At 64.5% G+C, this 25731-nt stretch carries 25 protein-coding genes and 1 pseudogene; 13 read left to right on the forward strand and 13 right to left on the reverse strand.

What is annotated here, in order from left to right; genetic code table 11:
* Nucleotides 1-14: 14 nt before the first annotated feature.
* The 6 genes and pseudogenes from ABIE56_RS13995 to ABIE56_RS14020 form a co-directional block, all read left to right on the forward strand.
* Nucleotides 15-3038 (forward strand): TonB-dependent receptor, encoded by a 3024-nt coding sequence (locus ABIE56_RS13995; RefSeq protein WP_429244399.1) that lies wholly within the window; start codon nt 15-17, stop codon nt 3036-3038.
* 220 nt (nt 3039-3258) lie between these two features.
* A complete protein-coding gene (locus tag ABIE56_RS14000; RefSeq protein WP_429244400.1) occupies nt 3259-4749 on the forward strand; it encodes a glucoamylase family protein in 1491 nt (496 codons plus the stop codon).
* The gene (locus ABIE56_RS14005) at nt 4749-6032 is read left to right on the forward strand and encodes a sugar ABC transporter substrate-binding protein (protein WP_429244401.1); all 1284 of its coding nucleotides are present in this window, start codon (nt 4749-4751) and stop codon (nt 6030-6032) included. Before ABIE56_RS14000 ends, ABIE56_RS14005 begins: the two co-directional genes overlap by 1 nt.
* Complete coding sequence (locus ABIE56_RS14010) at nt 6029-6910, forward strand: carbohydrate ABC transporter permease (RefSeq protein WP_429244402.1); 882 nt, start codon at nt 6029-6031, stop codon at nt 6908-6910. The genes ABIE56_RS14005 and ABIE56_RS14010 overlap by 4 nt, the downstream gene beginning before the upstream one ends.
* Nucleotides 6907-7728, forward strand: a complete 822-nt coding sequence (locus tag ABIE56_RS14015; protein WP_429244403.1) for a carbohydrate ABC transporter permease — start codon at nt 6907-6909, stop codon at nt 7726-7728. Before ABIE56_RS14010 ends, ABIE56_RS14015 begins: the two co-directional genes overlap by 4 nt.
* A 1595-nt stretch (nt 7729-9323) precedes the next feature.
* A pseudogene (locus ABIE56_RS14020) lies at nt 9324-10499 on the forward strand (discoidin domain-containing protein); the annotation flags it as partial.
* Between the two features lie 166 nt (nt 10500-10665).
* On the opposite strand, the gene ABIE56_RS14025 reads toward ABIE56_RS14020, so the two are convergent.
* From ABIE56_RS14025 to ABIE56_RS14065, 9 genes are all read right to left on the reverse strand, one after another.
* Nucleotides 10666-11028, reverse strand: a complete 363-nt coding sequence (locus tag ABIE56_RS14025; protein ID WP_429244404.1) for a hypothetical protein — start codon at nt 11026-11028, stop codon at nt 10666-10668.
* Between the two features lie 106 nt (nt 11029-11134).
* Nucleotides 11135-11965 carry a pirin family protein gene (locus tag ABIE56_RS14030; protein WP_429244405.1) on the reverse strand — a complete coding sequence of 277 codons (831 nt, stop codon included), beginning with the start codon at nt 11963-11965 and terminating at the stop codon, nt 11135-11137.
* Nucleotides 11966-12157: 192 nt separating this feature from the next.
* Nucleotides 12158-12829: a YecA family protein gene (locus ABIE56_RS14035; protein WP_429244406.1), complete on the reverse strand. Its 672-nt coding sequence runs from the start codon at nt 12827-12829 to the stop codon at nt 12158-12160.
* Complete coding sequence (gene xth / locus ABIE56_RS14040; protein ID WP_429244407.1) at nt 12826-13593, reverse strand: exodeoxyribonuclease III; 768 nt, start codon at nt 13591-13593, stop codon at nt 12826-12828. The genes ABIE56_RS14035 and xth overlap by 4 nt, the downstream gene beginning before the upstream one ends.
* A gap of 60 nt (nt 13594-13653) precedes the next feature.
* The gene (locus ABIE56_RS14045; RefSeq protein ID WP_429244408.1) at nt 13654-15702 is read right to left on the reverse strand and encodes a M3 family metallopeptidase; all 2049 of its coding nucleotides are present in this window, start codon (nt 15700-15702) and stop codon (nt 13654-13656) included.
* Nucleotides 15703-15840: 138 nt separating this feature from the next.
* Complete coding sequence (locus ABIE56_RS14050; RefSeq protein WP_429244409.1) at nt 15841-16383, reverse strand: gamma carbonic anhydrase family protein; 543 nt, start codon at nt 16381-16383, stop codon at nt 15841-15843.
* A gap of 71 nt (nt 16384-16454) precedes the next feature.
* Nucleotides 16455-16760 carry a hypothetical protein gene (locus ABIE56_RS14055; protein ID WP_429244410.1) on the reverse strand — a complete coding sequence of 102 codons (306 nt, stop codon included), beginning with the start codon at nt 16758-16760 and terminating at the stop codon, nt 16455-16457.
* 102 nt (nt 16761-16862) lie between these two features.
* On the reverse strand, nt 16863-17153 hold the full coding sequence (locus tag ABIE56_RS14060; RefSeq protein WP_429244411.1) for a hypothetical protein: 291 nt from the start codon (nt 17151-17153) through the stop codon (nt 16863-16865).
* A gap of 86 nt (nt 17154-17239) precedes the next feature.
* A complete protein-coding gene (locus ABIE56_RS14065) occupies nt 17240-17773 on the reverse strand; it encodes an energy transducer TonB (protein ID WP_429244412.1) in 534 nt (177 codons plus the stop codon).
* A gap of 251 nt (nt 17774-18024) precedes the next feature.
* Between ABIE56_RS14065 and ABIE56_RS14070 the strand changes: the two genes are divergently transcribed.
* From ABIE56_RS14070 to ABIE56_RS14095, 6 genes are all read left to right on the forward strand, one after another.
* Nucleotides 18025-18483 carry a DUF4126 domain-containing protein gene (locus ABIE56_RS14070; protein WP_429244413.1) on the forward strand — a complete coding sequence of 153 codons (459 nt, stop codon included), beginning with the start codon at nt 18025-18027 and terminating at the stop codon, nt 18481-18483.
* A gap of 32 nt (nt 18484-18515) precedes the next feature.
* Nucleotides 18516-19130, forward strand: a complete 615-nt coding sequence (locus tag ABIE56_RS14075; RefSeq protein WP_429244414.1) for a LysE family translocator — start codon at nt 18516-18518, stop codon at nt 19128-19130.
* Nucleotides 19131-19180: 50 nt separating this feature from the next.
* Nucleotides 19181-19483, forward strand: coding sequence for a hypothetical protein (locus tag ABIE56_RS14080; RefSeq protein WP_429244415.1), 303 nt, complete (start codon nt 19181-19183; stop codon nt 19481-19483).
* Between the two features lie 53 nt (nt 19484-19536).
* Nucleotides 19537-19902, forward strand: a complete 366-nt coding sequence (locus ABIE56_RS14085; RefSeq protein ID WP_429244416.1) for a VOC family protein — start codon at nt 19537-19539, stop codon at nt 19900-19902.
* Nucleotides 19903-20007: 105 nt separating this feature from the next.
* The gene (locus ABIE56_RS14090; RefSeq protein ID WP_429244417.1) at nt 20008-20664 is read left to right on the forward strand and encodes a lysozyme inhibitor LprI family protein; all 657 of its coding nucleotides are present in this window, start codon (nt 20008-20010) and stop codon (nt 20662-20664) included.
* Between the two features lie 27 nt (nt 20665-20691).
* Complete coding sequence (locus ABIE56_RS14095; protein WP_429244418.1) at nt 20692-22098, forward strand: XVIPCD domain-containing protein; 1407 nt, start codon at nt 20692-20694, stop codon at nt 22096-22098.
* Between the two features lie 3 nt (nt 22099-22101).
* Here ABIE56_RS14095 and ABIE56_RS14100 read toward each other — a convergent pair whose 3' ends face one another.
* From ABIE56_RS14100 to ABIE56_RS14110, 3 genes are read right to left on the reverse strand one after another with little or no spacing between them, the layout of a single operon-like run.
* Entirely contained in the window at nt 22102-22362 is a 261-nt protein-coding gene (locus ABIE56_RS14100; RefSeq protein WP_429244419.1) for a YkgJ family cysteine cluster protein, read from the reverse strand.
* Nucleotides 22362-23198 (reverse strand): shikimate dehydrogenase, encoded by an 837-nt coding sequence (gene aroE, locus ABIE56_RS14105; protein ID WP_429244420.1) that lies wholly within the window; start codon nt 23196-23198, stop codon nt 22362-22364. The genes ABIE56_RS14100 and aroE overlap by 1 nt, the downstream gene beginning before the upstream one ends.
* Nucleotides 23199-23254: 56 nt before the next feature.
* Complete coding sequence (locus ABIE56_RS14110; protein ID WP_429244421.1) at nt 23255-23803, reverse strand: lipocalin family protein; 549 nt, start codon at nt 23801-23803, stop codon at nt 23255-23257.
* A gap of 80 nt (nt 23804-23883) precedes the next feature.
* Between ABIE56_RS14110 and ABIE56_RS14115 the strand changes: the two genes are divergently transcribed.
* Nucleotides 23884-24126 carry a hypothetical protein gene (locus tag ABIE56_RS14115; protein WP_429244422.1) on the forward strand — a complete coding sequence of 81 codons (243 nt, stop codon included), beginning with the start codon at nt 23884-23886 and terminating at the stop codon, nt 24124-24126.
* Between the two features lie 97 nt (nt 24127-24223).
* Here ABIE56_RS14115 and ABIE56_RS14120 read toward each other — a convergent pair whose 3' ends face one another.
* Nucleotides 24224-25708, reverse strand: coding sequence for a RimK family protein (locus tag ABIE56_RS14120; RefSeq protein WP_429244423.1), 1485 nt, complete (start codon nt 25706-25708; stop codon nt 24224-24226).
* Between the last annotated feature and the right edge of the window lie 23 nt (nt 25709-25731).

Consider the following 25731-nt stretch of genomic DNA (forward strand, 5'->3'; position numbering starts at 1 on the left):
GAGAGAGGGGTACCATGAACGCTTCGAAGCACGTGAAGAAGAAGCTGCTGTGCGGTGTTATCGCCGCCAGCATCGCCGCCGTCGTTGCACCGACCATGACCATGGCGCAGTCGGCCAACGCCACCCTGCGCGGCAAGGCCGCCCCGGGTGCGCAGGTCACCGCGTTCAACCCGCAGACGGGCCTGACCCGCAAGACCACCGCCGGCGCGGATGGTTCGTACACGATCAACGGCCTGCCGCCCGCCTCGTACCAGGTCGATGCTGGCCCGGGCACGCAGCAGACGGTGACGCTGACCGTCGCATCGACGGGCACCCTTAACCTCGCCGCGCCTGCCGCGGCCGCCGGTGGCGCCAATGCGGCGAATGCCACCTCGCTCGAGGGCGTGAGCGTCGCTGCGACCACGCTGCAGGAAGTGAAGACCCCCGAAGTTGGCCAGACGATCTCGCTGCACCAGATCGCCACGATCCCCCAGGCATCGCGCAACTTCCTCGAGTTCGCCGATACCGTGCCGGGCATGGTGTTCAGCGTCGATGCGAAGGGCAACACCTCGCTCCGCGGCGGTGCGATGAACACCAGCTCCACGAACGTCTACATCGACGGCGTGAGCCAGAAGAGCTACGTGAAGGAAGGCGGCGTCTCCGGCCAGAACAACAGCCAGGGTAACCCGTTCCCGCAGCTCGCCATTGGTGAATACAAGGTCATCACCAACAACTACAAGGCGGAATACGACCAGGTGTCGTCCGCTGCGATCACCGCCGAGACCAAGTCGGGTACCAACGAGTTCCACGGCGAAGTGTTCGGCACGTACACCAACGATGCATTCCGCAACCGCACCCCGATCGAAAAGACCTCGGGCAAGACGGATTCGGAATCGAAGGAATACGGCTTTGCCCTTGGTGGCCCGATCATCAAGGACAAGATGCACTTCTTCATCACGTACGAGCAGAAGAAGTTCGATACGCCGATCTCGGTCGTTCCGAACAGCGTCAACTACGCGGGCGATGTCTCGGCGCTGCTGCCGGCCAACGTGCAGTCCGAGCTGGGCTCGTCGAACCTGAACTTCGACGAGAAGCTGTACTTCGGCAAGATCGACTGGGAACTGACCGATCGTGACCGCATCGAGATCAGCACCCAGGTGCGCCGCGAACAGCAGATCTCCGGCACCGGTACTGGCACCGCGCCGTCGGCCGGCGTCAGCAACGAAAACCACGATACCCGTGGCACCTTCAAGTGGGCGCATAGCGCCGACAGCTGGTACAACGAGCTGATCTTCTCGTACGAAAACGCGTTTATCGCTGCTAACCCGCTGCAAGCCGGTAATGGCTTCCAGTACACGTGGCAGCCGGATCAGAACAACCCCGCGATCATTGCGACGGGCTCGGCGGATCCGCGCGCTACCCAGAACAAGAGCCAGGAAGGTCCGAGCGTGTCGGATACCTTCACCTTCAACGATCTTGAGTGGCAGGGCGACCACGTCGTCAAGTTCGGCTACAAGTTCAAGGCCGTTGAGCTGAAGGCCGCCGATGCCGCGGCACAGAGCCCGCAGTTCTATTACGACGTGAACCCGACCGGCGTCTCCGCCGAGCCATGGCAGGTGTTCTACGCCTCGAACCTGCCGGGTTCCGATGGCGTTGCCAAGACCCACGCACGCCAGTACGGCATCTTCGCGCAGGACGACTGGTCGGTTAACGATCACCTCACGCTGAACCTTGGCGTGCGCTGGGATTACGAAGCGAACCCGTCGTACACCAATTTCGTCACCTCGCAGAAGGTGATCGATGCACTGAACTCGCCGAACCCCTACGCCGGTGCGACGCCGGGTGAGACCTACGCCGATGCCCTCGCGGCCGGTGGCGTGAACCTCAATGATTACATCAGCAACGGCCACAACCGAAAGAACTTCAAGGGCGAATGGCAGCCGCGCCTCGGCTTCTCGTACGACCTGTTCGCTGACGAAGAGCACGTGATCCACGGCGGTGCGGGCCGCGCCTACGACCGCAACCTGTTCGACTACCTGCAGACGGAAGTCACCAAGCAGTCGCTGCCGCAGACCACGCTGCGCTTCAACATCCCGACCCATCCGTGCGACACCAGCTCGTCCACCTGCGTGCCCTGGAACCCGGATTTCCTGAACGGCCAGAACGTGCTGCAGAACTACCTGGTAGGCGGTAACTCCGGCCAGGAAGTGGACATGCTGAACAACAAGCTGAAGGCGCCTTACAGCGACCAGTTCAGCCTGGGCATGTCCAACACGATCGGCGAATGGCAGACCGATGCCACCGTGACGCGCGTCCTCAGCCACGACGGCTTCGTGTTCACGCTCGGCAACCGCTACCCGGATGGCTCGTTCTTCAAGAACGGCACCCAGCCGTGGGATTACCCGATCCCGAACGTGGGCGGCCTGATCCTCGGCAACAACGGCATCTCCACCCGCACCACCCAGGTGCTGCTGTCGGCGCAGAAGCCTTACACCAAGGAATCTGGCTGGAGCACGAGCCTGTCGTACACGTTCTCGCACGCCAAGCAGAACCGCGATATCAACGAGCACTACTCGTTCGATTACCCGTGGATCGAGGATTACCGCTACATCACCTCGAACGCCGTGGCCAAGCATCGCTTCGTCGGTACCGGCGCGGTCGACCTGCCGTGGGGTATCAACGCGTCGGTCAAGCTGACGCTCGCCACGCCGCTGCCCAAGGATGACGTGGCCTGCTACGGCGCGACGTTCGCCGATGGCTCGTCGTGCATTCCGGTCTCGGGCGTGCCGAGCGGTTCGAAGTTCCTCATCGGTGGCGACATCTGGGGCTACCGCGATGTCGATATCCAGTTCACCAAGGATTTCGTGCTGAGCGGTGACACCAAGATCTACGCCCGCTTCGACATCCTGAACGTGTTCAACTGGCAGAACTTCGCCGACTACAACACCAATTGGGGTTCCGGCGGCGTGCTGAACAGCGATCCGGTGACCTACAACAAGAAGGGCAACATCGTTTACCTGCCGCGTACCGCCCGCTTCACCGTGGGCCTGAAGTTCTAAGCAGCACCTGGCACGGGTGGAAAGCTCCCCTTTCTACCCGTGCCACCTTTGGGCGCCCGTGAGTCTCCCCTCGGGCGCCTCTTTTGTTCCATGGAAGTCCCTTCGGGGACTTTTATTTGGCCGGGCGCCGTAAACGTTTACGCTAGGCAGGCCAACCGGCAGCACGAACCGTCCCCACGTCGTTCGCGCTAGCCTCGTTCAAGCCCAAGGATCCCCAGCGATGAAACCGACCACGACCAAGCGCCTCACCCTTGCCCTCGCCGCCCTGATGGCCTGCGCCGCTCCCCTGGCCATGGCCCGCGAAGGCACGAAGGCCGCCAAGGCGAAGCCTGCCGCCACCGCCATGCCGTCGAAGGACCTGCACCCGGTGCCGCCGATGATCGTGGATCTGGAGAAGCGTACCTTCCAGTGGTTCTGGGATAGCGCCAACCCCGAGAACGGCCTGATCCCCGACCATTACCCGACCGACTCGTTCGCCTCGATCGCATCGGTGGGCTTTGGCCTTACCGCCTATGGCGTGGGCGTGGAGCGCGGTTACGTCACGCGCGAGCAGGCGGTGGACCGCACGCTGGCCACGCTGAAGTTCTTCAACGACTCGGCGCAGAACGATTCGGAGGATGAATCCACCGGCTTCCACGGCTTCTACTACCACTTCCTGGACATGAAGACCGGGAAGCGCTTTGCGCGCTGGGTGGAAGTATCGTCGGTGGATACCACGCTGCTGCTCGGCGGCGTGCTGTTCGCGCAAAGCTACTACGACCACGATACGCCCAAGGAAAAGGAAATCCGCGACCTGGCTGACCAGATCTACCGCCGCGTGGACTGGACCTGGATGCAGAACCACAAGCCGCTGATCAGCATGGGCTGGACGCCGGGCGGCAAGGCCATCCCGCATGATTGGGAGGGCTATAACGAAGGCATGCTGGTTTACATCCTGGCCCTGGGCTCGCCGACGCACCCGGTGGGCGACGATGCTTGGTCCGCCTGGACCAAGACCTACGATAAGACCTGGGGCGAATTCCACGGCCAGACGTTCCTGAACTTCGCGCCCATGTTCGGCCACCAGTACAGCCACACCTGGGTGGATTTCCGCGGCATCAAGGATGCCTGGAACCGCGAAAAGGGCCTGGACTACTTCGAGAACAGCCGCCGCGCCACCTATTCGCAACAGGCCTATGCCGTGGCCAACCCGGGCGGCTGGACCGGTTATGGCAAGAACATCTGGGGCCTCACGGCTTCGAATGGTCCGGGCGGCCTGATCATCAAACAGGGTGACAAGGAACGGACGTTCCAGGGTTACACCGCGCGTGGCGCGGGCCTGGATTACATCTCCGATGACGGCACCATCGTGCCGACCGCGGCGGGCGGCTCGATCGCCTTTGCACCGGAGATCGTTATTCCCGCGCTGGAAGAGATGAAGAAGAAGTACGGCCAGTACATCTATACGAAGTACGGCTTCGTCGATGCCTTCAACCTCAGCTTCGATACGCGCACCGACCTGCGTACCGGCCAGCTCGTGCCGGGCTTCGGCTGGGCCGATACCGTTCACCTGGGCATCGACCAGGGCCCGATCGTGCTCATGATCGAGAACTACCGCAGTGAGTTCGTGTGGAACGTGATGAAGAAGAACCCTTACATCCGCAAGGGCCTGCAGCGCGCCGGCTTCACCGGCGGCTGGCTGGACGCCGAGACGGCCTCCACCCTGTGGTGATGCGCGTCGCCCGCCTTGGTGTCATCGCCGCGCTGGCTCTTGCCAGCACGGCGTTGTCGTCCTGCGCGAAAGAACCACCCGGCACGCGTACGTTGGAGTTCTGGACGATCGGGCGCGAAGGCGAGGCGGTGCTTAAACTGCTGCCCGAATTCGAGCGCGAACATCCGGGCCTGCATGTATCCGTGCAGCAGCTGCCGCTGACAGCGGCGCACCAGAAGCTGCTTACCGCCTATGCGGGTGATTCCACGCCGGATATCACCCAGCTCGGCAACACATGGGTGCCGGAGATGGTGGCGCTCAATGCGCTCGAGCCACTGGACGCACGCGTCAACGCCTCGAAGGTCGTGGACAAGAACGATTACTTCCCGGCGATCTGGTCCACCAACGTGATCGACGGCACGCTGTACGGCGTGCCCTGGTACGTGGATACGCGCCTGCTGTTCTACCGCAAGGATCTGCTGGCGAAGGTGGGTTACGACCATCCGCCGCGCGACTGGGCGGAATGGCAGGCGATGATGGCGAAGCTGGCCCAGCCGCAAGGCAAGGCCTATGGCGTGCTGCTGCCCACCAACGAGTTCGAGCAACTGCTCGCGCTCGCCTTGCAGCAGCCCGATCCGCTGCTGCGCGACGGCGGCCGCTACGGCAACTTCCAGAGCCCCGGCTTCAAGAAAGCGCTGGCGTTCTACGTCTCGATGTTCAAGGACCAGCAGGCGCCGATGATGACCAACGTCGGCATCGGTAATCCATGGGCTGCGTTCGGCCAGGGCTTCTATGCCTTCTATCTGTCGGGTCCGTGGAATATCGGCGAGTTCCGCAAGCGCCTGCCGCCTGAGCAGCAGGCCGACTGGGGCACGGTGGCGTTGCCGGGGCCGAATGGCCCGGGCGCGTCCAACGCTGGCGGCTCCAGCCTGGTCATCTACCGCAAGTCGAAGCACAAGGACGATGCGTGGGCGCTGATCGAGTTCCTGTCGCGTCCTGAGATCCAGGAGCGCTTCTACCAGATCCTGGGCGACATGCCGCCGCGCCGTTCTTCGTGGGATGCGCCCGCGCTGCGTGACGATGACAAGGCCGCCGCCTTCCGCGACCAGCTTGACCGGGCAAAGGCCACGCCGCCGGTCGCGGAGTGGGAGCGTATCGTCACCGAGATGCAGCTCGTGGCGGCGCAAGCCGCGCACGGCGATCTCACGATCGACCAGGCCGCTGCGGAGATTGATCGCCGCGCCGACCGCCTGCTGGAGAAGCGCCGCTGGATGCTCGACCACGGCCACAAGGCATCGCCATGAACACGACAACCCGCGCCGCCTGGCTCTTCATCACCCCCGCGCTGATCATCCTCGGCCTGTTCTTCCTGTTGCCGGTGGTCGCCGCGCTGGTGCTGTCGGTCACCGACTTCGATCTGTACGCGCTGGCCGATATCCGCAACCTGCGCTTCGTCGCGCTGGAGAATTACTGGTCGCTGCTGCAGCGGCCACTGTTCTGGTCGGCGCTGGGCCACACGTTGTACTTCGTGCTCGTGGGCGTACCGCTCTCGCTCATGGCATCGCTCGGCGCGGCCATGCTGCTGAACTCGCCGCTGGTGCGCTTCAAGCCGTTTTTCCGCACGGCGTTGTTCGCACCCGTGGTGACCACGGTGGTGGCGGTGGCGGTGATCTGGCGCTACCTGTTCAACACCAAGTACGGCCTGATCAACTACGTGCTGGATGCGATGCACCTGCCTACCGTGGACTGGCTGGGTGACCCGCATTGGGCCATGCCCACGATCATCCTGTTCGCGGTCTGGAAGAACTTTGGCTACAACATGATCATCTTCATGGCCGGGCTGCAGGCGATCCCCGCCGATCTGTACGAGGCCGCGCGTATCGATGGCGCATCGGCCTGGGCACAGTTCCGCCACATCACGCTGCCCATGCTGAAACCGACCATGCTGATGGTCAGCATCCTCACGGTATCGGGTTACTTCCAGCTGTTCGCCGAGCCGTACGTGATGACCGAAGGCGGCCCGCTGCAGAGCACCACCTCCGTGCTGTACCTGATGTACGAAGAAGGGTTCAAGTGGTGGAACCTGGGCTCGGCATCAGCCGTGGCCTTTATCCTGTTCGTGATCATGTTCGTGGTCACCGCTGCGATGCTTCGCCTGTCGAAGCGGGGAGAGCCGGCATGAGCCCGCGCATGGCCAAAGCCATCATCAACGGGCTGCTGATCGCCGTGGCCGCCATCGCCATCGCGCCGCTGCTGTACATGCTCTCGGTGTCGTTCATGACGCCGGGCGAAGCGAGCGCCCTGCCGCCCCCCGTGCTGCCGACGCACTGGACGCTCGCGAACTACCGCCAGCTGTTCATGAACGCGGGCATGGGCCGTTACCTGTTCAACAGCCTGCTTATCTCTACGGCGATCACCGTAGTGTCGCTCGCCTTCAACCTGATGGCCGGGTACGCGTTCGCGAAACTGGAGTTCAAGGGCAGGGCGCGACTGTTCCAGCTGCTGCTGGGTGCGCTGGTGATCCCGGCGCAGGTGGCGATGCTGCCGCTGTTCCTGCTGCTGAAGTACATGGGCCTGGTGAATACGTATGGCGCCGTCATCGTGCCTGCACTGGCCACCATCTTCGGCATCTTCCTGGTTCGCCAGTACGCCAGCGGCATTCCCGATGATTTGATGGAAGCCGCACGAATTGATGGTGCCGGTGAGTTCCGCATCTTCGCCACCATCATCATGCCGCTGCTCAAGCCGATCATGGTGACCCTCGCGATCTTCACCTTCCTCGCCGCGTGGAACGACTTCATGTGGCCGCTTATCGCACTGACCGGGCAGGAGCACTACACGCTGCCGATCGCGCTGGCGTCACTATCACGCGAGCACGTGCAGGATAGCGAGCTGATGATGGCCGGCTCGGTGGTCACGATCTTGCCGGTGCTGGTGTTGTTCCTTGCCCTGCAGCGTTACTACCTTGAAGGCCTGCTGCTGGGCAGCGTAAAGGGTTAACCACTATGCACCCCTGTAGGAGCGCGCTTGCGCGCGATATCGTTTCGCCAGGCGCCGCGGGTCGTGCACCGTTGCGTGGCCGCCGATCGCGCGCAAGCGCGCTCCTACACGCGCTGTTGTTGCTCGTGGCGGGTGGTGCGCGGGCAACGACGCTCGATGCGTTCGACGCCACCACCGGCTGGCAGGCCACGCATACCGACGATGTTTCCGCGTCGCTATACGCCGTGCCCGGCAAGAAAGGGCAGGCCGTCTGCCTGGCCTTCGATTTCAACGGCGTCTCCGGCGCCGCCTCGATCCGCAAGACCCTCCCGATCGATTTCCCCGACGGCTTTGCGTTGGGCTTCGACATGCGCGGCAGCATGCCGGCGAACACCTTGCAGCTGAAGTTGATTGACGACAGCGGGGATAACGTCTGGTGGTACCAGAAACCGGGCTTCGTGCCGTCGAATGACTGGCAGCACATCGACGCGACGAGCCGCCAGGTGGAGTTTGCCTGGGGCCCACTGAAGGACCGCACCTTGCGCCATACGCGCGAGGTGGAGTTCATGGTCTACAAGGAAGCGCAGCCTGGCATGGGCCCGGACAAGGGCGAGGTGTGCTTCGACAACCTGACACTCGTGCCGCGGAAGCCAGAGGCCGTGCCTACGCCGCCGCCGACGCCGAATGCGGTGTTTGAGCAGCGGGCCAAGGCCGTGCGTCGCGGGCTTTACCCACGCGGCTTCTCGGGCGAGCAGTCGTACTGGACGATCGTTGGCGTGGACGGCGGCAGCCGCGACTCCGCGTTGATTTCCGAGGACGGTGCTGTCGAGATCGTGCGCGGAGGCTTCTCCATCGAGCCGTTCCTTATGGATGGCGGCAAGCTGGTGACGTGGGCGGACGTGACCGCCACCCAGGCGCTGCGGGAACGTTACTTGCCCATGCCGTCGGTGGCTTGGCAAAAGGGCGACATCTCACTGACCACCACGGCCTTCGCGCAAGGACAGCCGGGCGCTTCCGAGCTCGTGCTTTCCTATCGCGTCGCCAATGATGGCGATGCGGCGCGTGACGTGACGCTGCTGCTTGCGGCACGGCCGTTCCAGGTGAACCCGCCCACGCAGTTCCTCAATGCGCCCGGTGGCATTGCCACGATTCGTGACCTGGCGTGGGACGGGAAGGCGCTCACCATCAACGGCGAGCGGAAGGTGGTGCCGTTGCAGACGACCGCTGCCGTGGTGGGGTCGGTGAATACGCCGCGGATGCTGACGGAACGTATCGACGCGGGCGAATCGTTGGCGAGTCTTTCGCTGCGGGGGATCGCGCGCGAGCGCGCTCCTGCAGGGGCTTCGTGGACGGGCAACGTTACGTTGCATGATGAGTCGGGGTTCGCACAGGGTGCGTTGGTTTATCCGGTGCATGTGCCAGCGCATGGCCATGTGGACCTGGGCCTCGTCGTTCCCGTGAAGCAGGACGACGTCGTCGCGGCGCCTGTTGATGCGTCGGCGTGGCTGGCTTCGCACGCGGATACCGTAGCGGCGCAGTGGCGTGCGAAGCTCGACCGCGTTGATGTGCGCGTGCCAGCGGAGGCCCAGCCGATCGTCGACACAATGAAGAGCGGTATCGCGCAGATCCTTATCTCGCGTGATGGGCCTGCGTTGCAGCCTGGCACGCGCTCGTATTCGCGCACGTGGGTGCGCGATGGCGCCATGATGCTCGAAGGCTTGCTGCGTACCGGGCACGACGATGTCGCACGGGATTTCATACGCTGGTACGCACCGCACCAGTTCGCCAACGGCAAGGTGCCGTGCTGCGTGGATGCGCGCGGTTCGGATCCAGTGCCGGAGAACGACAGCCACGGCGAGCTGATTTTCAGCGTGGCCGAACTGTGGCGCTATACGCATGACCGGGCAACGGTGGATGCCCTGTATCCGCATGTGCGCAAGGCTGCTGAGTACATGGATACGCTGCGTGCCAGTGAGCGCCAGCCCGGGCGGCTCGAAGGGCCGGACCGTGCGCTGTATGGCTTGATGCCCGCATCGATCAGCCATGAGGGCTACTCGGCGAAACCGATGCATTCGTACTGGGATGATTTCTGGGCGTTGAAGGGCTACGAGGATGCCGCCGACCTCGCCGCTGCTCTCGGCCATGCGGATGACGCGAAGGCCTTCGGCGCATCGCGCGACCAGTTCCGCGACGACCTGCACGCATCGATCGCCGCCGCGGTGAAGGCCAAGGGCCTGACGTTCATCCCCGGCTCGGCGGAACTCGGCGACTTCGATGCGACGTCCACCACGATCGCGCTATCGCCAGGCGGCGAAGGCGCACGCTTGCCCAAGGACCTCGTCGACGGGACGTTCGAGAAGTATTGGGCGTCGTTCGTCGCGCGCCGCGATGGCAAGCTGGCATGGGAGGATTACACCCCGTACGAACTGCGCACCATCGCCACGTTCGTTCGCCTGGGTTGGCGCGAACGCGCGAACGACCTTATCGCCTTCTTCTTTGCTGACCGCCGCCCGGCGGCGTGGAACCAGTGGGCTGAAGTGGTGGGTCATGATCCGCGCAAGCCAAGGTTTGTCGGCGACATGCCGCACGCCTGGATCGCCTCGGATTACGTGCGCTCCGCGTTGGATCTGTTCGCCTACGATCGCGAGGCCGACAACGCCATGGTTATTGCTGCCGGCGTACAGCCGGCGTGGCTGCAGGGCGACGGTATCGCCGTCCACGACTTACGTACGCCGTACGGTCGCTTCGGCTACACGCTGAAGGCGAAGGGCAGGAAGGTGGAACTCACCATCACCCAGCCGATCAGTCCGCCGGGCGGCCTGGTGCTTTCGCTGCCCTCCGGCGAGACCACGATCCCCGCTGGCAAAACAAAGATAAAGGCAGACCTGTAGGAGCGCGCTTGCGCGCGATGGGTCGCGATGGGTGGCGCCGCAAACCCGATCGCGCGCAAGCGCGCTCCTACAAGTGGGTGGCGACACGGGTGCGCAGCAGCGCATCCACCGCCTGCTGCCACTCCGCCGAACCGGGTTCGGCCTGCGGCGCTTCCTGGCCCAGCTTGGCGTTCACCGCCTGGTCCCAGGCGGGCGTGTTGGGCTGCGGGCCGTGGCCGTCATCGCTGACGGCAAGGGTCTTGTCGACCCACCCGTACCATTCGGGGGTACCGAGCGCGGCGGTAGCCGGCGCGGTTCGGCCGGGCGCGGGGGAGGCCGCCGTGCTGGTCGCGGCGGGGCCAGCCGCCTGCGGCGCCGGTGGGGAAGAGGGCGAGCACGCCGCGATGATCAGGGCTGCGGTTAAAGGAACGACGGTGAGGAGAAAGCGCATGGGCGATGACGACCTGGCGAATGCGTATGGCGCCAAGCCTACAAACCCTTCCCCGTCCTCACCTTAAACGGGGCAGGGAACTTCCCTGCCCCGTTCAGTTTCGGCCTTAGAACTTGCCGGCACGGAAGTCCGCGATGGCCTGGTGGATCTGGTCAGGCGAGTTCATGACGAACGGGCCGTAGCGGGCCACCGGCTCGGCCAGCGGGCGCCCGGCCACGAGCAGGATCCGGGCCGGCTCGGCGGCCGAGAAGGCCACCTGGTCGCCTTTCGACAGCACCGCCAGCTCGCTCCGGCCCAGCGGCTGGCCGGCCACGGTGGCCGCCTTGCCGTCAAAGACGTAAGCAAAGGCGCTGTGGCCTTCCGGGAGCGCCAGGTCGAACGCCGCACCCGCCTCCAGGGCGATATCGAGGTAGACCGGGTCCGTGGCGATACCCGACACCGGGCCTTTTGCGCCGGCCAGCTCGCCCGCCACCACCTTCACGGTAACGCCAGCAGCCGGCTGCACCACCGGGATCTCCGAGGGCGGGATGTCCTGGTAGCGCGGAGCGGTCATCTTGTCGGCGGCAGGCAGGTTCACCCACAGCTGGAAGCCCCACATCAGGCCTTCTTCCTGCTGCGGCATCTCGGAGTGGATCAGGCCACTGCCGGCCGTCATCCATTGCACGCTGCCCGGGCCAAGATCGCCCGTGTTGCCCTTGTTGTCGCCGTGGCGCATGCGTCCGGCGAGCATGTAGGTCACGGTCTCGAAGCCGCGGTGCGGGTGATCGGGGAACCCTTCGATGTAATCGCCGGCCTGGTCGGAACGGAATTCGTCCAGCATCAGGAACGGATCGAGCATATCGAGGGCGGGCTGGCCGATGACGCGCTTCAGCTTCACGCCGGCGCCGTCGGCGGTATCCATGCCGCGAACGCGGCGGACAATGCTGCGGTAGGTCATGGTGGGCTCCGGTGGGTTTCTTGATTCCCACAAGATGGCGCTTTTACCTTGTACCGCATAGGCCTGCGCGGTGAACGATGTGTTCTGGGGAGGCCCGGATCGCGCAAGCGCGCTTCTACAGGGATGCCTGCTCGTTGTAGGAGCGGGCTTGCACGCGATCGGGCTGCGACATCGCTGCCGCAGCCACGACGATCAATGCACCCAGTGCCCCGAGCGCTGCCGCGGCGGTGGTTCCTCGCCTTCGCGACGCGGCTTTACCAGCGCGCCCAGCTCGGCCTCGGTCGGTGCGTTTTCGCGCCAGTAGTTACCCACGGCGATCAGCACCTCGGGCAGCTGGCCCAGGCACTCGTCGTATTCATCGTCGGTGAGTTTCTCGAATTCCGCATCGGCCTGGAGCACGCCTTCATCCACGGCCAGCGCCATGATGGGGCCGAGCAGCTGCATCAGCTCCGGATCCTCGGCCAGGCGGGTTTCCCATAGCTGCGCGCGCATATCGATACCGCGGCTGAAACCTTCGCACCAGCCCGCGGCCGACAGCATCGGCCCTTCTTCGGTATCGATCTCACCGAGGATGGGTTCGTACGCATCGACATCGAGTTCGGCGCTGACCGAATCGTTGAGCTTGGCCAGCAGCGCCAGCACGCGGTTGCCCTGCTCTTCGTCCTCGAAGGCATCATGCAGCACTTCGTGGAGCCATTCCTCCGGCTTTACCTCGAGCGGCCCCACTGCCACGGCGGAGAGCAACCCGTGCACGCCATCGAGCATGAGATCGCCTTCGCTACCGTGCACGCGCAGGTAGGTATCGAGTTCTTCCAGTTCCTTGTCATCAAGCGAGCTGGGCCATTCGGATTTGGGTACGTTCAAAGCGTTAACTCCAGCGCGACGGGCGCGTGGTCGGACGGTTGCTCCCATTTCCGCGGCGCCTTGTCGATGATGGACGAGACGGCAGCGGCCTTGAGGGCATCGCTGATCAGGATAAGGTCGATCCGCAGCCCCATGTTGCGCCGGAACGCGGCCTGACGGTAGTCCCACCAGCTGAAGAGCCCGGCCTCTTCGGAGAACAGGCGGAAGCTGTCGTGGAGGCCGGTATCGAGCAGGGCCTGCAGTGCGGCGCGCTCCGGCGGCGAGCAGAAAATATCCTCGCCCCAGGCCACCGGATCGTACACATCGCGGTCATCGCGGCAGATGTTGAAATCGCCCAGCACCACCACCTTCGGGTGCTTCGCCATTTCCTGTGCCACGAAATCGCGCACCTTCGCCAGCCAGTGCAGTTTATAGGTGTACTTTTCGTCGCCCAGCGCCTTGCCGTTCACGACGTAGAGGTTGATGACGCGCACATCGCCGACCGTGGCGGCCAAGATGCGCCGTTGCGGATCGTCGAGGCCTTCGATGTCGGTGACGATATCGCTCAGTTCATCCTTCGCCAGGATGGCCACGCCGTTATAGGTTTTCTGCCCCGAGAACACGGAGTGGTAGCCCATGGCGGCGATCTCATCGACCGGGAACTTGTCGTCGGTGAGCTTGGTTTCCTGCAGCGCGATGATGTCCGGCTGTGCCTCGCCCAGCCATTGCTGGAGGTGAGGCAGGCGGACCTTGAGCGAATTGACGTTCCACGAAGCGATCTTCATCGCCCCATTGTAATGGAAACCCGCGTGACGACTCGGCGTCAGGCGGGTTTCCGGCAGCCGTCAGGCCAGCCCGTAGCTCTTCAGCAGGGCATCGGGCTCCGGGGCGCGGCCGCGGAAGGCCGTGAAGGAATCCAGGGCGGGGCGGGTGGCACCCATGGCCAGGATCTCCTTCCGGAAACGCTCACCCGTGGCGCGATCCAGCACCCCGGCAGCCTCGAACGGCTCGAACGCGTCCGCGGAAAGCACCTCGGCCCACAGGTAGCTGTAGTAGCCCGCCGCATAGCCGCCCGCGAAGATATGCGTGAAGGCATGTGGGAAGCGCTGCCACACCGGCGGGTGCAGCACCGAGACTTCCTTGCGGACCTCCTCGAGTACTTCCATGGGCCGCGCGCCACGCACCGGGTCGTACTCCAGGTGCAAGCGGAAATCGAACAGGCCGAATTCCAGCTGGCGGACCAGGAACATGCCGGTGTGGAAGTGGCGGGCTTTCAGCATCCGATCGTAGAGCTCATCCGGCAGTTCTTCGCCGGTCTGGTAGTGCTTCGCGAAGAGGCGCAATGCCTCACGGTCCCACGCGAAGTTCTCCATGAACTGGCTGGGCAGTTCCACCGCATCCCATTCCACGCCATCGATGCCGCCCACCGAGGGGATATCCACCTCGGTCAGCATGTGGTGCAGGCCGTGGCCGAATTCGTGGAACAGCGTGAGCACGTCATCGTGCGTGAGCAGCGCCGGCGCGCCTTCGGTCGGCGGCGGGAAATTGCAGGTGAGGAACGCGACCGGCAGCTGCAGGTGCTCGCCATCGCGGAAGCGCGCTTCGCACACGTCCATCCAGGCGCCGCCACGCTTGCCCGAGCGGGCGTACAGATCGACGTACGCGCCAGCGAACACGCTGCCATCGGCGTTGCGCAGGTCGTAGTAGCGAACATCCTTGTGCCAGGTATCCACGTCGTCGCGTGGATCGAACTTCACGCCATAAAGGCGCTCAACCACGGCGAACAGGCCATCGACGACCTGCTGGGCCGGGAAGTACGGCTTGAGCTGTTCTTCATCCAGCGCGTAGCGTTCCTGGCGCAGGCGTTCGGCGGCGAAGGCCACGTCCCACGGTTCCAGGTTATCGATCTTCAGCGTCTCGTTCGCGAACTGGCGCAGTTCGGCCAGTTCTTCACGGGCGCGCGGGCGTGCCTTCGCGGCGAGGTTGCGCAGAAACTCCAGCACCTCCTGCGACGAGGTCGCCATCTTGGTGGCCAGCGATTCCTCGGCGGCATTGGCGAAGCCGAGAAGCTGCGCGGCTTCGTGGCGCAGCGCGATGATTTTCTCGATGCGTTCGGAGTTATCGAACTTGCCCTTGTTGGGACCCTGGTCCGAAGCGCGGGTCTGGTAGGCGTAGTACACGTCGAAACGCAGGTCGCGGTTTTCGGCGTAGGTAAGTACGGCCTGCACGCTGGGTTGCTTAAGCGTGACCAGGTAGCCATCGAGGTTTTCCTCGCGGGCGTATTCACGCAGCACGGCGCGGCCCGAAGCAGGGATGCCGGCGAGGTCGCGCTCATCGGTGATGTGCTTGTGCCAGGCCTCGGTCGCATCGAGCACGGCGTTGGAGAACTCGGTGGTGAGCCGGGAAAGCTCGACGCCGATCTCGCGGAAGCGTGTACGCGCCGGTTCTTCCAGGGCCACGCCGGACAGACGGAAATCGCGCAGGGCGTGGTCCACCGCGGCGCGCGCGGCCGCCGGCAGCGTGGCGAAATCGCCGCGATCGGCGATAGCCTGCGTGGCGGCGTACAGTTCGCGGTTCTGGCCTACTTCCAGGCCGTGCTCGGTTAGCTTTTCTTCGGCGGCGCCGTGCACCTTGCGCAGCGCTTCGCTATCGGCCACGGAGTGCAGGTGGCTGACCGGCGACCAGGCTCGCGAGAGCGCCTGGTCGAGGCGCTCCTGCGGCAGGATCACGTGATCGAAATCCCGGGCGGCGCCCGCGGCGGTGATCTGGTCGATGCCGGCGCGCTGGTTGGCAATCAGCCGGTCGATCGCGGGCTCCACGTGCTCCGGCCGGATGGCCGAGAACGCGGGCAGCTCGCCGCTGGGGTCCAGAAGGGGATTGGTGGTGCTGTCCATGGGTGTCTCCTAGTTCGGCATCCAGCGTGGTGCCGTCCGGAGCCCAAATCAAGCAGCACGATGCGAAGAGCCTAAGCCATTGTTTCGCAAAGCCCATCGCTGCCGCTCTTGTAGGAGCGCGCTTGCGCGCGATCCGGGTCACCCCAGTTCGGCGAGATACGTATCCTTCAACTTCACATAATTCGCCGCCGAGTAATAAAGCTGCTCCACCTGCTTATCGCTCAGCACCCGCACCATCTTCGCCGGGTTACCCACCCACAACTCTCGCTCGCCGACCACTTTGCCCGGCGGCACCAGCGCGCCAGCGGCCACGAAGGCGTTCTTCTTCACCACGGCGCCATCCAGCACGGTGGCATGCATGCCGATGAGGCAGGCGTCTTCGATGGTGCAGGCGTGGATGACCGCGCCATGGCCGATGGTGACGTCCTCACCGATGATCGTCGGGAAGCCGCCCGGGCTGTACGGGCCATCGTGGGTGACGTGGATGACCGCGCCATCCTGCAGGTTGCTGCGTGCGCCGATGCGGATGTGGTGCACGTCACCGCGCGCTACCGCGCCGGGCCAGATCGATACATCGTCGGCCAGTTCGACATCGCCGATGACCGTGGCGGCCATATCGACGTAGACACGGGCGCCAAGGCGAGGAAGGGTGCCCTTGAAGGGCCGGATATTCGTAGGCATGCCGCGATTGTAGGGCTTGCCGGCGCTCCCTGTGGCGCGACCGCAGGCCGGGCCGCGCACAGGGCGTGCTGTTACTGGAACTTGCCGCCGGTGATATGGCCGCTGGTGTCCCACTGCGGGAAGTAGCGGCTGTTGTTCATCCGGAAATCCATCGTGGTGATGGAATCGGGCATCACCAGCTGCACATCCGGGTAGGCGGCGCGGAACTGCTCGGCGGTGGGCTTCGTGGCGATGAAGGCATCGAAGGCCTTGGTATCGGTGACGAAGCCGTGGACCGGTGCCGGCGTGGCGGGGGCGGCAGCCGGTGCGGTCTGGCACGCGCTGAGCGCGGCGCCACCGAGGACGGCCATGAAGAACAGGGTTCCGATGCGGTACATGGGGCAGGCTCCTTGCCTTGGGGGAAGCCTGATCATAGGCCAGGGCGCCGCGACGAACCATGAACCAGTGCCCGGCGGGAGAAACCCGCCGGGCCGCCCGGCTTACTGGAACACGCCGCCGATGATCCGCTCCCGGCTCGAGTCGTAGTGGGGGAACAGGCGGCTGTTGTCGGTACGGATTTCCTTCGTCGTGATGTCATTCGGGCCAACGACATACGTGCACGAGGAAAGCCACAGGCGCGCCTGCTCAAGCGTCGGCTTCTTCTTGGCCAGCCAGTTCAGCATGGCTTCCGGGTTCGAACGCTCACAACCGAACGACGCGGGCTTGGCGGCGGCGATGGCCGGCGCGGTGCAGGCGATGATGGCCAGCAGGCCGAGTACGCGGATCTTCATAGGTGGCTCCTTGCCTTGGTGTCAGTGGCGCCCGAATCTGGACGCCAGCGCAGGATGACCGTCCGTGTCCGACTATTCCCTGAATCTCAGCTTCCGTTTCGCCTACGAATCGCGTCAGCCTTCGCCTCGTCTTCTGCCGTGACGACCTGCTGCTGGGCGTCCAGCTTGGCGCCCAGGATGATCAGCGTGTAGTTGGTCGGATCGAAGTCGCGGAGCAGGGCGATCTCGCGGCGCGCCTCTTCCAGGTCGCGGCGGTTGATCTGGCGCTCAATCGTCTGCGAGGCGAACGGCAGGGTTTCGCGCAAGGCGTCCGTCGCCGTGGCGTTGCTCGCATCCAGCTGCAGGATGGAAAGGTAGTACTCGTAGGCGTTGTTACCCTGCGGGGCCACCAGTCGCCCTTCCTTGGTCGCGTCGCGGGCGAGGCCAAGCAGGATGTTGATTTCGGGCGAGCTACCGGTGGTGGTGGCCGGCTCGGGCAGCTTCACCTCGGCATCGGCCGCGGCGAGCTCATGTTGCTGGCGAACGCCCAGCACAAGGGCCGCCACCAGCAGTACGGCGGTGACGACAACGACGATGATCGCGCGGCGGGGAACCGCGGCGATGCGGGAAGCGGAGATCATGGGGGAATTCCGTAACGCAGCCCGCAACCAGGCCGGCCCCCTGTCGGACGGCCCCTGCGGGCGGGCCATGTTCCCCCGCCATTGTTTCAGGCTGGCGACAACCGTGCGCCAGCGCACAGTGCCCCACCACGCTGCGAATGCGCCACCCCTGTAGGAGCGCGCGTGCGCGCGATCCCAGCCCACGGTGATTTCCCACAATCCACGTACGTCCCCCGGGGATTGGAATGCGGACACACCCAAGGAGCGCCGCCATGATCCTGCTACTCGCCCTATTAATAGGTATCGTCGCGGGCCTCCGCGCCATGCTGGCCCCCGCCGCCACGGCTTTCGCCGCCCGCTTCGGCGGCCTGGCCCTCGCCGGTACCCCGCTGGCCTTCATGGGCTACGCCTGGACCCCGTGGATCTTCGGCATCGCGGCGCTGGCCGAGCTGGTGACCGACCAGCTACCCACCACGCCCAGTCGTAAGATCCCGGTCCAGTTCGGCACCCGCATCGTTACTGGTGGCCTGAGTGGCGCGTGCATCGGAGCGGCCCACGGCATGCTCATCGGTGGCGCCATCGCAGGCATCGTGGGCGCGATCGTGGGCACCCTGGGTGGCTCGGCGGCGCGCAGCGCCATGGCGCGGGCCTTCAAATCCGACCGGCCGGCAGCGCTCATCGAGGATGTCGTGGCGATCGTGCTGGCCATCGTGGTGGTGATGGCCGCCTGAGCGTGGGCGGCGGCATCGCGTAAGATCGGCGCATGCTCGATATCCACGCCGTCGCCGTCGTCCTGTCTGTCTACGTCGTGGGCGTGGTTATCCCCGGGCCCAACTTCGTGGCTGTCGCCCACAAGGCGGCCTCGACCAACACCGCTGATGCGCTGGCCATGGTTGCCGGCATCGTCGTGGTGAACCTGTTCTGGGCCACCTGCTCCATCCTGGGCGTGGGCATCGTCTTCGCCACGTTCCCGTGGATCGCGCTGGCGGTGAAGGTCGCCGGCGCGGCGTACCTCATCTGGTTCGGTGGCCGGCTCATCGTGAAGGCAGGCCGTACCAGCGCCGCGCGGTTGGACGAGGGTGGCCCCACGGCGTGGCAGTCGTTCCGCGCCGGCATCGCCACGAACATCGCCAACCCGAAGTCCATGGCGTTCTTCGCGGCCGTGTTCGCGGCCGCCGCGCCCGCCCACGTGAACCCACCCACGTTCCTGGCCATGCTGGCCACGGTGGCGGCGGTGTCATCCAGCTGGTACGCGCTGGTGGCGGTGTTCTTCGCCACGCCGCGCGTGGCCGCGCGCTACCGGCACTGGAAGAAGGGCATCGATCGCGTGTGCGGTTCGGTGATCGTGGCGCTCGGGATTCGCCAACTGGTTCGCTGAAACGATAGAGTCATCGGGCGAGCCTAACTTCCGTTCCAAGGAGGTGCCCGATGCGTTTCCCCCTCAAAGCCCTGTGCCCGGCCCTCGCGCTCGCCGCGCTGGCCGGCTGCGCATCCGCGCCCCCGGCGCAGGTCACGGTGGTGCCCAAACAAGGGCCCATCGCGGTGTCGTGCACCGAAGACGCGATCAGCGACACACCCTGCCTGGCCGCCGCCCGCCGCGACTGCCCCCGCGCCGCGGTGGACACCCTCCACCTGGTGCTGGCGAAGCAGGATGGTGACAAGGCGAGCTACCAATACCGGGCCACGTACTTTTGCCCGTCGACATCGGAAGCTGTCGCGCTGCCGAAGTGAATACGCGCCTCGTTGCCTATACTCGGTGACCACAACAACGAGGAGCGGCATCGATGATTCTGGGTTTGCGCACGGCCATCTATCCTGCTCCCGACCTCGATGCCGCGAAGGCGTGGTATGCCCAGGTGCTGGAACAATCCCCGTATTTCGACGAACCCTTCTACGTCGGCTTCAACGTCGGTGGGTTTGAACTTGGGCTGGTGCCCGATGGCATCCCGGGTATTGCGGGGCCGCAGCCGTTGTGGGGCGTGAGCCAGATCGACGCCGAGTTCGCACGGTTGGTGGCCCTGGGCGCCACGCCGCTGGAGCCGGTTACGGAAGTGGGCGGCGGCATCAAGGTCGGCGCCGTGACCGATCCGTTCGGCAACCGCTTCGGCATCATCGAGAACCCGCATTTCGACCCGGCCGGGGTGAAGTAGTCACAATGGCCCGAAGACTGCCGAATTTCGGGACATGTTGCTCGGCGTGGTTGTGGCTCGGTGCCTATACTCGGGTCCCCTCCTTGGAGCCTCGGAATGAGAGAGATGCGATGGATCGTTGGTTTGGGCTCGCTTCTCCTTAGCGCCCACGTATTTGCCGCTGGATTCGACTGCACCAAAGCGTCCACCGCGACCGAGCAGCGTGTGTGTGCAAGTCCGGCGCTCTCCGATCTGGACGCCAAGCTCGTCGTCACCTACAAGGCAGCCATAGCGGCTGCGGATGACCAAAGCAAGCGAGACCTCCAAATTGAGCAACGCCACTGGATCACGTTCGTGAGGAACGTATGTGACGATGATGCGTGCTTGACGTCTGAGTACGGCAAGCGCATCGCGTTACTTGCCCAAAATCAACGGGTAATTTCCAACGACTCAAACTGCGAAATTCCTGAAGGCAAGAGCTGTCGGAGCGTTGTTGTTTACCGCGATCCGTCGTATCGCATCACTTCGTTCAATCAGTCACTTAAAGCGAGTCATGCGACGGGGTTGATCATCGGATGCAATCGTCTGATCGACCTGCCTGTAGGATTTCGTGGTTCAAACCACACGTTCGGCGGCTTTTGCACGCTTCAGTCCCAAGAAGGTCGAAGGCGCGTCAAGGTGTGCAACGACGACATGATCGGGCGCTTCGCGATTGAGCCCATTTCTACCGGCACCGATGCCGAGCTACGCGATTTCACGAACGATCGCTGCTACGGCGGTTAGCAAGCCGGCCTTCACGGAAGATAATTGATGACACAGTTGACCACAGATCAGCTCCGCCGCCTCCTCACGACGACCGAAACCAGTGACAGACCCGAAACGCTAAACACCTTTAGCTACGCCGGCACCGGCCAGAGCACTTACTCGTTCGGCTTGTTGCAGGTAGATGTCGGTTCTGATCACGGCGGGGTCAAGTCATTCCTGCGAGATAACGGCTTCACCGAGGACCAGGTACGAGAGCTCTCCCGGCAAGGTGGTCTCAACGAAACGCAACTCGCTGGACTGAATCGACAACTGCAGGCGATCCCGCAAGATCGGGTTGACCAGTTCATGAATAGCCAGCTCCAAGACGCGGTTGACCGTATCAATGGTCTGGTCGACCAGGTTCAACTGAACAATCCAGCGGTCGGCAGAACGTTGGCCGCCTCGCCCGAACTGCAGCTCGCCCTTGCCGATTACGACAATCAGTACGGCATCGATGGAATCGGTCGCGCGGCAAGACCAAACACCATGCTCGCCTACCTCGAAGGCCACGAGGTGACGCTCCCTGGTGGAACCTTGCAGCTACAGGGCGACTCGTTAACGAGAACCGACATTGGTGCTTTTGTGGCTTCTACCGCGTATGCCACGCAAAATCAGCGGGCTGCGGGCGGGCGCGCTCAGCGACTTGAAGATGGCCTTCGGAATTTGGGCTTGGCTTCGCCGGCCGACCCGAGCCACCCTAGCCCCTTGCGCCACCGGGGAACTCTGGCGCCCAGTGCCCGCAGTGGGCACCCGGACATCGCTCAGGTCCAAACGACCCTTGACGAGCTTGGATATCGCGATGCCACCGGGCACCGCCTGGCTCTGGACGGGCACGCCGGACCGGCCACCAAGGCCGCAGTTGAGGCTTTTCAGCGAGCGTCAGGGCTTCAGGACGATGGAATTGTTGGGGCACAGACGATGCGAGCGCTTCGAGAGCAAGCACAGGCCGCATCCTCCGTCACGCCGGGACCGTTGAGCCCATCGTTGGACCTAACTGATCGTGACCACCCGGACCACACCCTCTATGCGTCTACGCTTGCCTTGGTCCATGACCTTGACCGACGCCAAGGGCGGCAACCGGACCAGCACAGCGCCAATTTGGCGGCATCGCTCGTGGTCAGCGCGCGCCGGGACGGACTTTCGCGCATCGATCAGGTCGAGCTGAGCACGGATGCAAGCCGCGTTTGGGGTGTGGAACGACCGCCGGGTGTTCGTGACCATTTCTTTGATCGACATACAAATGTGCAGACCATGGAAGCGGTCGGGCGGGACGTACAAGCCAGTAGCCAGCAATGGCCGCAGGCCATGCAGGCCTTTCAGGATCAGCAGCAACAGGCCCAATCGCAAGCGCAGCAACGCCAGCAGGAACAGGCGCAACAGCAGCAGCCAAGCGGGCCGACCCTCAGCCGGTAGCGGTCAGGCCGCCGTTGCCCGCTCCAACGCCCCCAGCCATGCCATGGCGTGGTCGCGATCCGGGCCGCACATGGTGGCCTCGGATTGCAGGCCGCCGCAGACCTTCGGCCGGTCGGGGTGGCCGAAGATCTTGCAGCGGTTGTCGTCACTTAGCTGGATGCAGCGGACGCCTGCCGGTTTGCCATGGGGCATGCCGGGGATGGGCGAGCTGATCGACGGGGCGATACAGCAGGCGCCGCAGCCGGGGCGGCAGGCGAGGGCCATCAGTAACGCTGGCGAAGCTCCCGGTACACCGGGTCGGTGTCCGGGCGCTGGCCGTGCCAGCGTTCAAACGCGTCGGCGGCCTGTTCGACCAGCATGCCCAGGCCATCGCGGAACCAGTCCGGGCGCACGCCGGCCGCAACGGCCCAGCCCTTGAAGCCCGCCGCGGCAGCGCCGTAGCAGAGATCGTACGCCGTGGAATGTTCCTGGACGATGGACATCGGCAGGTCGAAATCGCCGCCGGTCACGCCGATGGACGTGGCATTCACGACCAGGTCGAAGCATTCGCCGTCCAGGCCATCCCAGTAACGCGTGTGGCAACGGGCCGGTTCGCCGATCGCGTCGGCGATCTCGTCGGCGCGCTCGGGGGTGCGGTTCACGATAGTCAGCGTCTGCACGCCGGCATCCATCAGGGCCCATGCCACGGCCTTGGCGGCGCCGCCGGCGCCGAGCAACAGGGCATCGTGGCCGCGCAGGTCGAAACCATGACGTTCGGTGATATCGCGGACAAAACCACCGCCATCGGTGTTGTGCGCGGCGATGCGCCCCTCCGGCAGGCGGCTGAGCGTGTTGGCCACGCCAGTACGCACGGCCGCTTCACTGCGCTCATCGGCCAGGGCGAAGGCCGCATGCTTGTGCGGGAGCGTCACGTTGGCGCCGACGCCACCGTGGGCGAAGAACTGGCGCACCGCGGCGTCGAAATCGGCCGGCGCGGCGTCGATCGTCGTGTATTCGAGGCGAATCCCCAGCTGTTTCGCGAACGCGGCATGGATCTCCGGCGACAGCGAATGGGCGATGGGGTGGCCGAATACGGCGAAACGTTGCGCTTCAGCGCTCATGGAGTCTCCTGGATCGACGCCGGACCCTGTGCCCGGTGGGCTGATTCTACCAAGGCCTAGAGGTATCCCGGCTTGCCGCTGTCGTCGGGGCGCTGCGGTACCTTGCGCATCTGTTCCACCGGGTAGCCCTGCGCGCGCGCCAGCTCGAGCAGGCGGCGGTACACGGTATCGTCGATCACCGGATCCTTGGCCAGCACCCAGAGCAGCTTGCGCGAGGGCAGGCCGACCATGCTGATCCGGTAATCGTCCGAGAGGGCGAGGATCGAATAATCGGAGCGGAACGGCCACAGCAGCTGCACCTTCCAGCGGCTGGCATCCTTCGGGTCAGGCAGCCAGGCCTTGCCGTGCCAGCGCTTGGCGGGCTGGTCGAAGCCCTTGCGGTAGTGGAACCAGTTATCGATGGTGCCATCCGGGCGCAGCCGGTACTCATCGGCCGTGGCCACCTTGCCGCGCTCGAACATGTTGGGAATGGTGCCGATCACGTACCACGTGCCCATGTAACGCGGCAGGTCCACGTGGTCCACCGTCTTCAACGGCGCATCGGCGGCGCAGCCCGTGGCGGCGACACCAGCCATGACCAGGAGCAGGGCAGGAAAGCGGCTCATGGGAGCAGGCTGCGACGAACCGCATCAACGTGCGGTCAACGGTCGCGGTCCGTGAGACGGGGGCGGGCGAGGATCCGCCCATGCCACCCCACAAGGAGTACGCCATGCACGACATGCTGACCCCACGCCGCACCATCGCCCTGATCGCCCTGGCCTGGCTGGCCGCCGGCATGCTGTTGCTGCTGCTCACGCCGTTGTCGGGGCATACGGATGCCCTGGGCTGGACGCCGACGTTCTGGCTGTTGCTGGCACCGATGAGCGTACTGGTGGCATTGAAGCCGCGGCTGCCGTTGGAGCTGATCGCGTCCCTGCTGCGCCGGTGAACCACCAATCGCGCGCAAGCGCGCTCCTACAACCGCATCGCCATGTGGCGACGCAGCGCGCTCGTGTAGGAGCGCGCTTGCGCGCGAATGGGTTACCTCAGGGCTGAATACCCAGGCGTTTCAGCTCCAGCCGGCGCAGGAACTCCTGCATGATTCGCAGGTACAGGTCTTCGCCAAGGTAGGCATCTTCCACGCCCGCGTCGATCGACGGGTTGTCGTTGACCTCGATCACCACCGGCCGGTCGTTCACCTGCTTGAGGTCCACGCCGTAGAGGCCATCGCCGATGGTCTGCGTGGCTTTCAGCGCCAGCTTCACCACATCCGAAGGCGCCTCGCGGACGGGGACGGTGCGGAAGCCGCCGGATTTGGCCGTGCCTTTCGCGCCGTGGTTGTAGATCTGCCAGTGGCCGCGCGACATGAAGTACTGGCAGGCATACAGCGGCTCGTGGTTGAGCACGCCGATGCGCCAGTCAAATTCGGTGTAGAGATATTCCTGCGCGATAAGCAGCGCGCTGTGCGAGAACAACTCGCTCGCTGCCTTCTCCAGCGCTTCGGCGGATTCGACCTTCACCACGCCACGCGAGAACGAACCATCCGGAATCTTGAGCACGATAGGCAAGCCCAGCCGCTCGGGCAGTTCGCGCAGGCGGCGGATATCGTCGCGGTAGAGGATCTCGGTTTTCGGCGTGGCGAGTTTGCGCGACACCATCAAATCGTTGAGGAAGATCTTGTTCGTACAGCGCAGGATCGAGGTGGGGTCATCCATCACCACCATGCCTTCGCGTTCGGCCCGGTGGGCGAAGCGATAGGTGTGGTTATCGCTGGCGGTGGTTTCGCGAATGAACAGGCCATCGTATTCGGCGAGGCGCTGGTAATCGTTCCTGCCAATCGGATCCACCTCGATGCCGAGGTGCTTGCCCGCTTCGATGAAATGCTTCAACGCCTTTTTGTTTGAAGGCGGCATGGCTTCGTTCGGATCCACCAGCATCGCGATGTCGTAGCGGTACTGCTTGCGCGCGCGCGGGCGCCGCCAGATCTTCCGCGAGAACTTTTCCAGCGCGGCAGCGAAAGCGTCTTCCTGCGCATCGTCGAGCGTGTGCAGGCCTACCGGCTTCACCGACGAGATCTGCCAGAACCGTTCACGCTCGAACTCGATGCGCATGAGCGGACACGGGAAGTGATCGAAGATCTGCCTCGCAAGATCCTGCAGGTCGGGAAAGGCGGTTTCACCGAAGTACACCAGCACGCCGAAATCGGTGGTGTCGCGGCCGCTGGCCGGCAGGAAGGTCTCGAGCTTTTCGTTCAGGTCATCGATCTGCAGGCCGTACAGCGAGCGGCGGCGCAGGTCGTTCACCGTACGCACGGAAGGGATCACCTTGTGTCCGCGCGCTTCGGCCAGCAGCGAGACGTAGTAGCCCGTGCCCAGGTACTTGTAGCTACGGCACAGGTTGATGACGTGGGTGCGCTCATCGTCACCGCCGATCGGCTCGCGGAGGTAATCCATGGCGCTGACGACATCGGCGGACGGGTAATACGAGCCCCAGTCCGAGGCCTTTTCCACGACGATGACGAGCCGGCTCATGTGACCTCGATTCCGCGGCAGAG

Origin of the sequence: Luteibacter sp. 621 (assembly GCF_050435445.1) — a bacterium.
Lineage (GTDB): Bacteria > Pseudomonadota > Gammaproteobacteria > Xanthomonadales > Rhodanobacteraceae > Luteibacter.

Coding starts and splice junctions, on each gene's coding strand:
- ABIE56_RS14085 (WP_429244416.1), top strand. CDS start 19,537: ATGATTCTGGGTTTGCGCACGGCCATCTATCCTGCTCCCGACCTCGAT.
- ABIE56_RS14000 (WP_429244400.1), top strand. CDS start 3,259: ATGAAACCGACCACGACCAAGCGCCTCACCCTTGCCCTCGCCGCCCTG.
- ABIE56_RS14060 (WP_429244411.1), bottom strand. CDS start 17,153: ATGAAGATCCGCGTACTCGGCCTGCTGGCCATCATCGCCTGCACCGCG.
- ABIE56_RS14115 (WP_429244422.1), top strand. CDS start 23,884: ATGCCACCCCACAAGGAGTACGCCATGCACGACATGCTGACCCCACGC.
- ABIE56_RS14090 (WP_429244417.1), top strand. CDS start 20,008: ATGCGATGGATCGTTGGTTTGGGCTCGCTTCTCCTTAGCGCCCACGTA.
- ABIE56_RS14110 (WP_429244421.1), bottom strand. CDS start 23,803: ATGAGCCGCTTTCCTGCCCTGCTCCTGGTCATGGCTGGTGTCGCCGCC.
- ABIE56_RS14045 (WP_429244408.1), bottom strand. CDS start 15,702: ATGGACAGCACCACCAATCCCCTTCTGGACCCCAGCGGCGAGCTGCCC.
- ABIE56_RS14095 (WP_429244418.1), top strand. CDS start 20,692: ATGACACAGTTGACCACAGATCAGCTCCGCCGCCTCCTCACGACGACC.
- ABIE56_RS14065 (WP_429244412.1), bottom strand. CDS start 17,773: ATGATCTCCGCTTCCCGCATCGCCGCGGTTCCCCGCCGCGCGATCATC.
- ABIE56_RS14120 (WP_429244423.1), bottom strand. CDS start 25,708: ATGAGCCGGCTCGTCATCGTCGTGGAAAAGGCCTCGGACTGGGGCTCG.
- ABIE56_RS14070 (WP_429244413.1), top strand. CDS start 18,025: ATGATCCTGCTACTCGCCCTATTAATAGGTATCGTCGCGGGCCTCCGC.
- ABIE56_RS13995 (WP_429244399.1), top strand. CDS start 15: ATGAACGCTTCGAAGCACGTGAAGAAGAAGCTGCTGTGCGGTGTTATC.
- ABIE56_RS14050 (WP_429244409.1), bottom strand. CDS start 16,383: ATGCCTACGAATATCCGGCCCTTCAAGGGCACCCTTCCTCGCCTTGGC.
- ABIE56_RS14005 (WP_429244401.1), top strand. CDS start 4,749: ATGCGCGTCGCCCGCCTTGGTGTCATCGCCGCGCTGGCTCTTGCCAGC.
- ABIE56_RS14025 (WP_429244404.1), bottom strand. CDS start 11,028: ATGCGCTTTCTCCTCACCGTCGTTCCTTTAACCGCAGCCCTGATCATC.
- ABIE56_RS14100 (WP_429244419.1), bottom strand. CDS start 22,362: ATGGCCCTCGCCTGCCGCCCCGGCTGCGGCGCCTGCTGTATCGCCCCG.
- ABIE56_RS14015 (WP_429244403.1), top strand. CDS start 6,907: ATGAGCCCGCGCATGGCCAAAGCCATCATCAACGGGCTGCTGATCGCC.
- ABIE56_RS14080 (WP_429244415.1), top strand. CDS start 19,181: ATGCGTTTCCCCCTCAAAGCCCTGTGCCCGGCCCTCGCGCTCGCCGCG.
- xth (WP_429244407.1), bottom strand. CDS start 13,593: ATGAAGATCGCTTCGTGGAACGTCAATTCGCTCAAGGTCCGCCTGCCT.
- aroE (WP_429244420.1), bottom strand. CDS start 23,198: ATGAGCGCTGAAGCGCAACGTTTCGCCGTATTCGGCCACCCCATCGCC.
- ABIE56_RS14075 (WP_429244414.1), top strand. CDS start 18,516: ATGCTCGATATCCACGCCGTCGCCGTCGTCCTGTCTGTCTACGTCGTG.
- ABIE56_RS14030 (WP_429244405.1), bottom strand. CDS start 11,965: ATGACCTACCGCAGCATTGTCCGCCGCGTTCGCGGCATGGATACCGCC.
- ABIE56_RS14010 (WP_429244402.1), top strand. CDS start 6,029: ATGAACACGACAACCCGCGCCGCCTGGCTCTTCATCACCCCCGCGCTG.
- ABIE56_RS14055 (WP_429244410.1), bottom strand. CDS start 16,760: ATGTACCGCATCGGAACCCTGTTCTTCATGGCCGTCCTCGGTGGCGCC.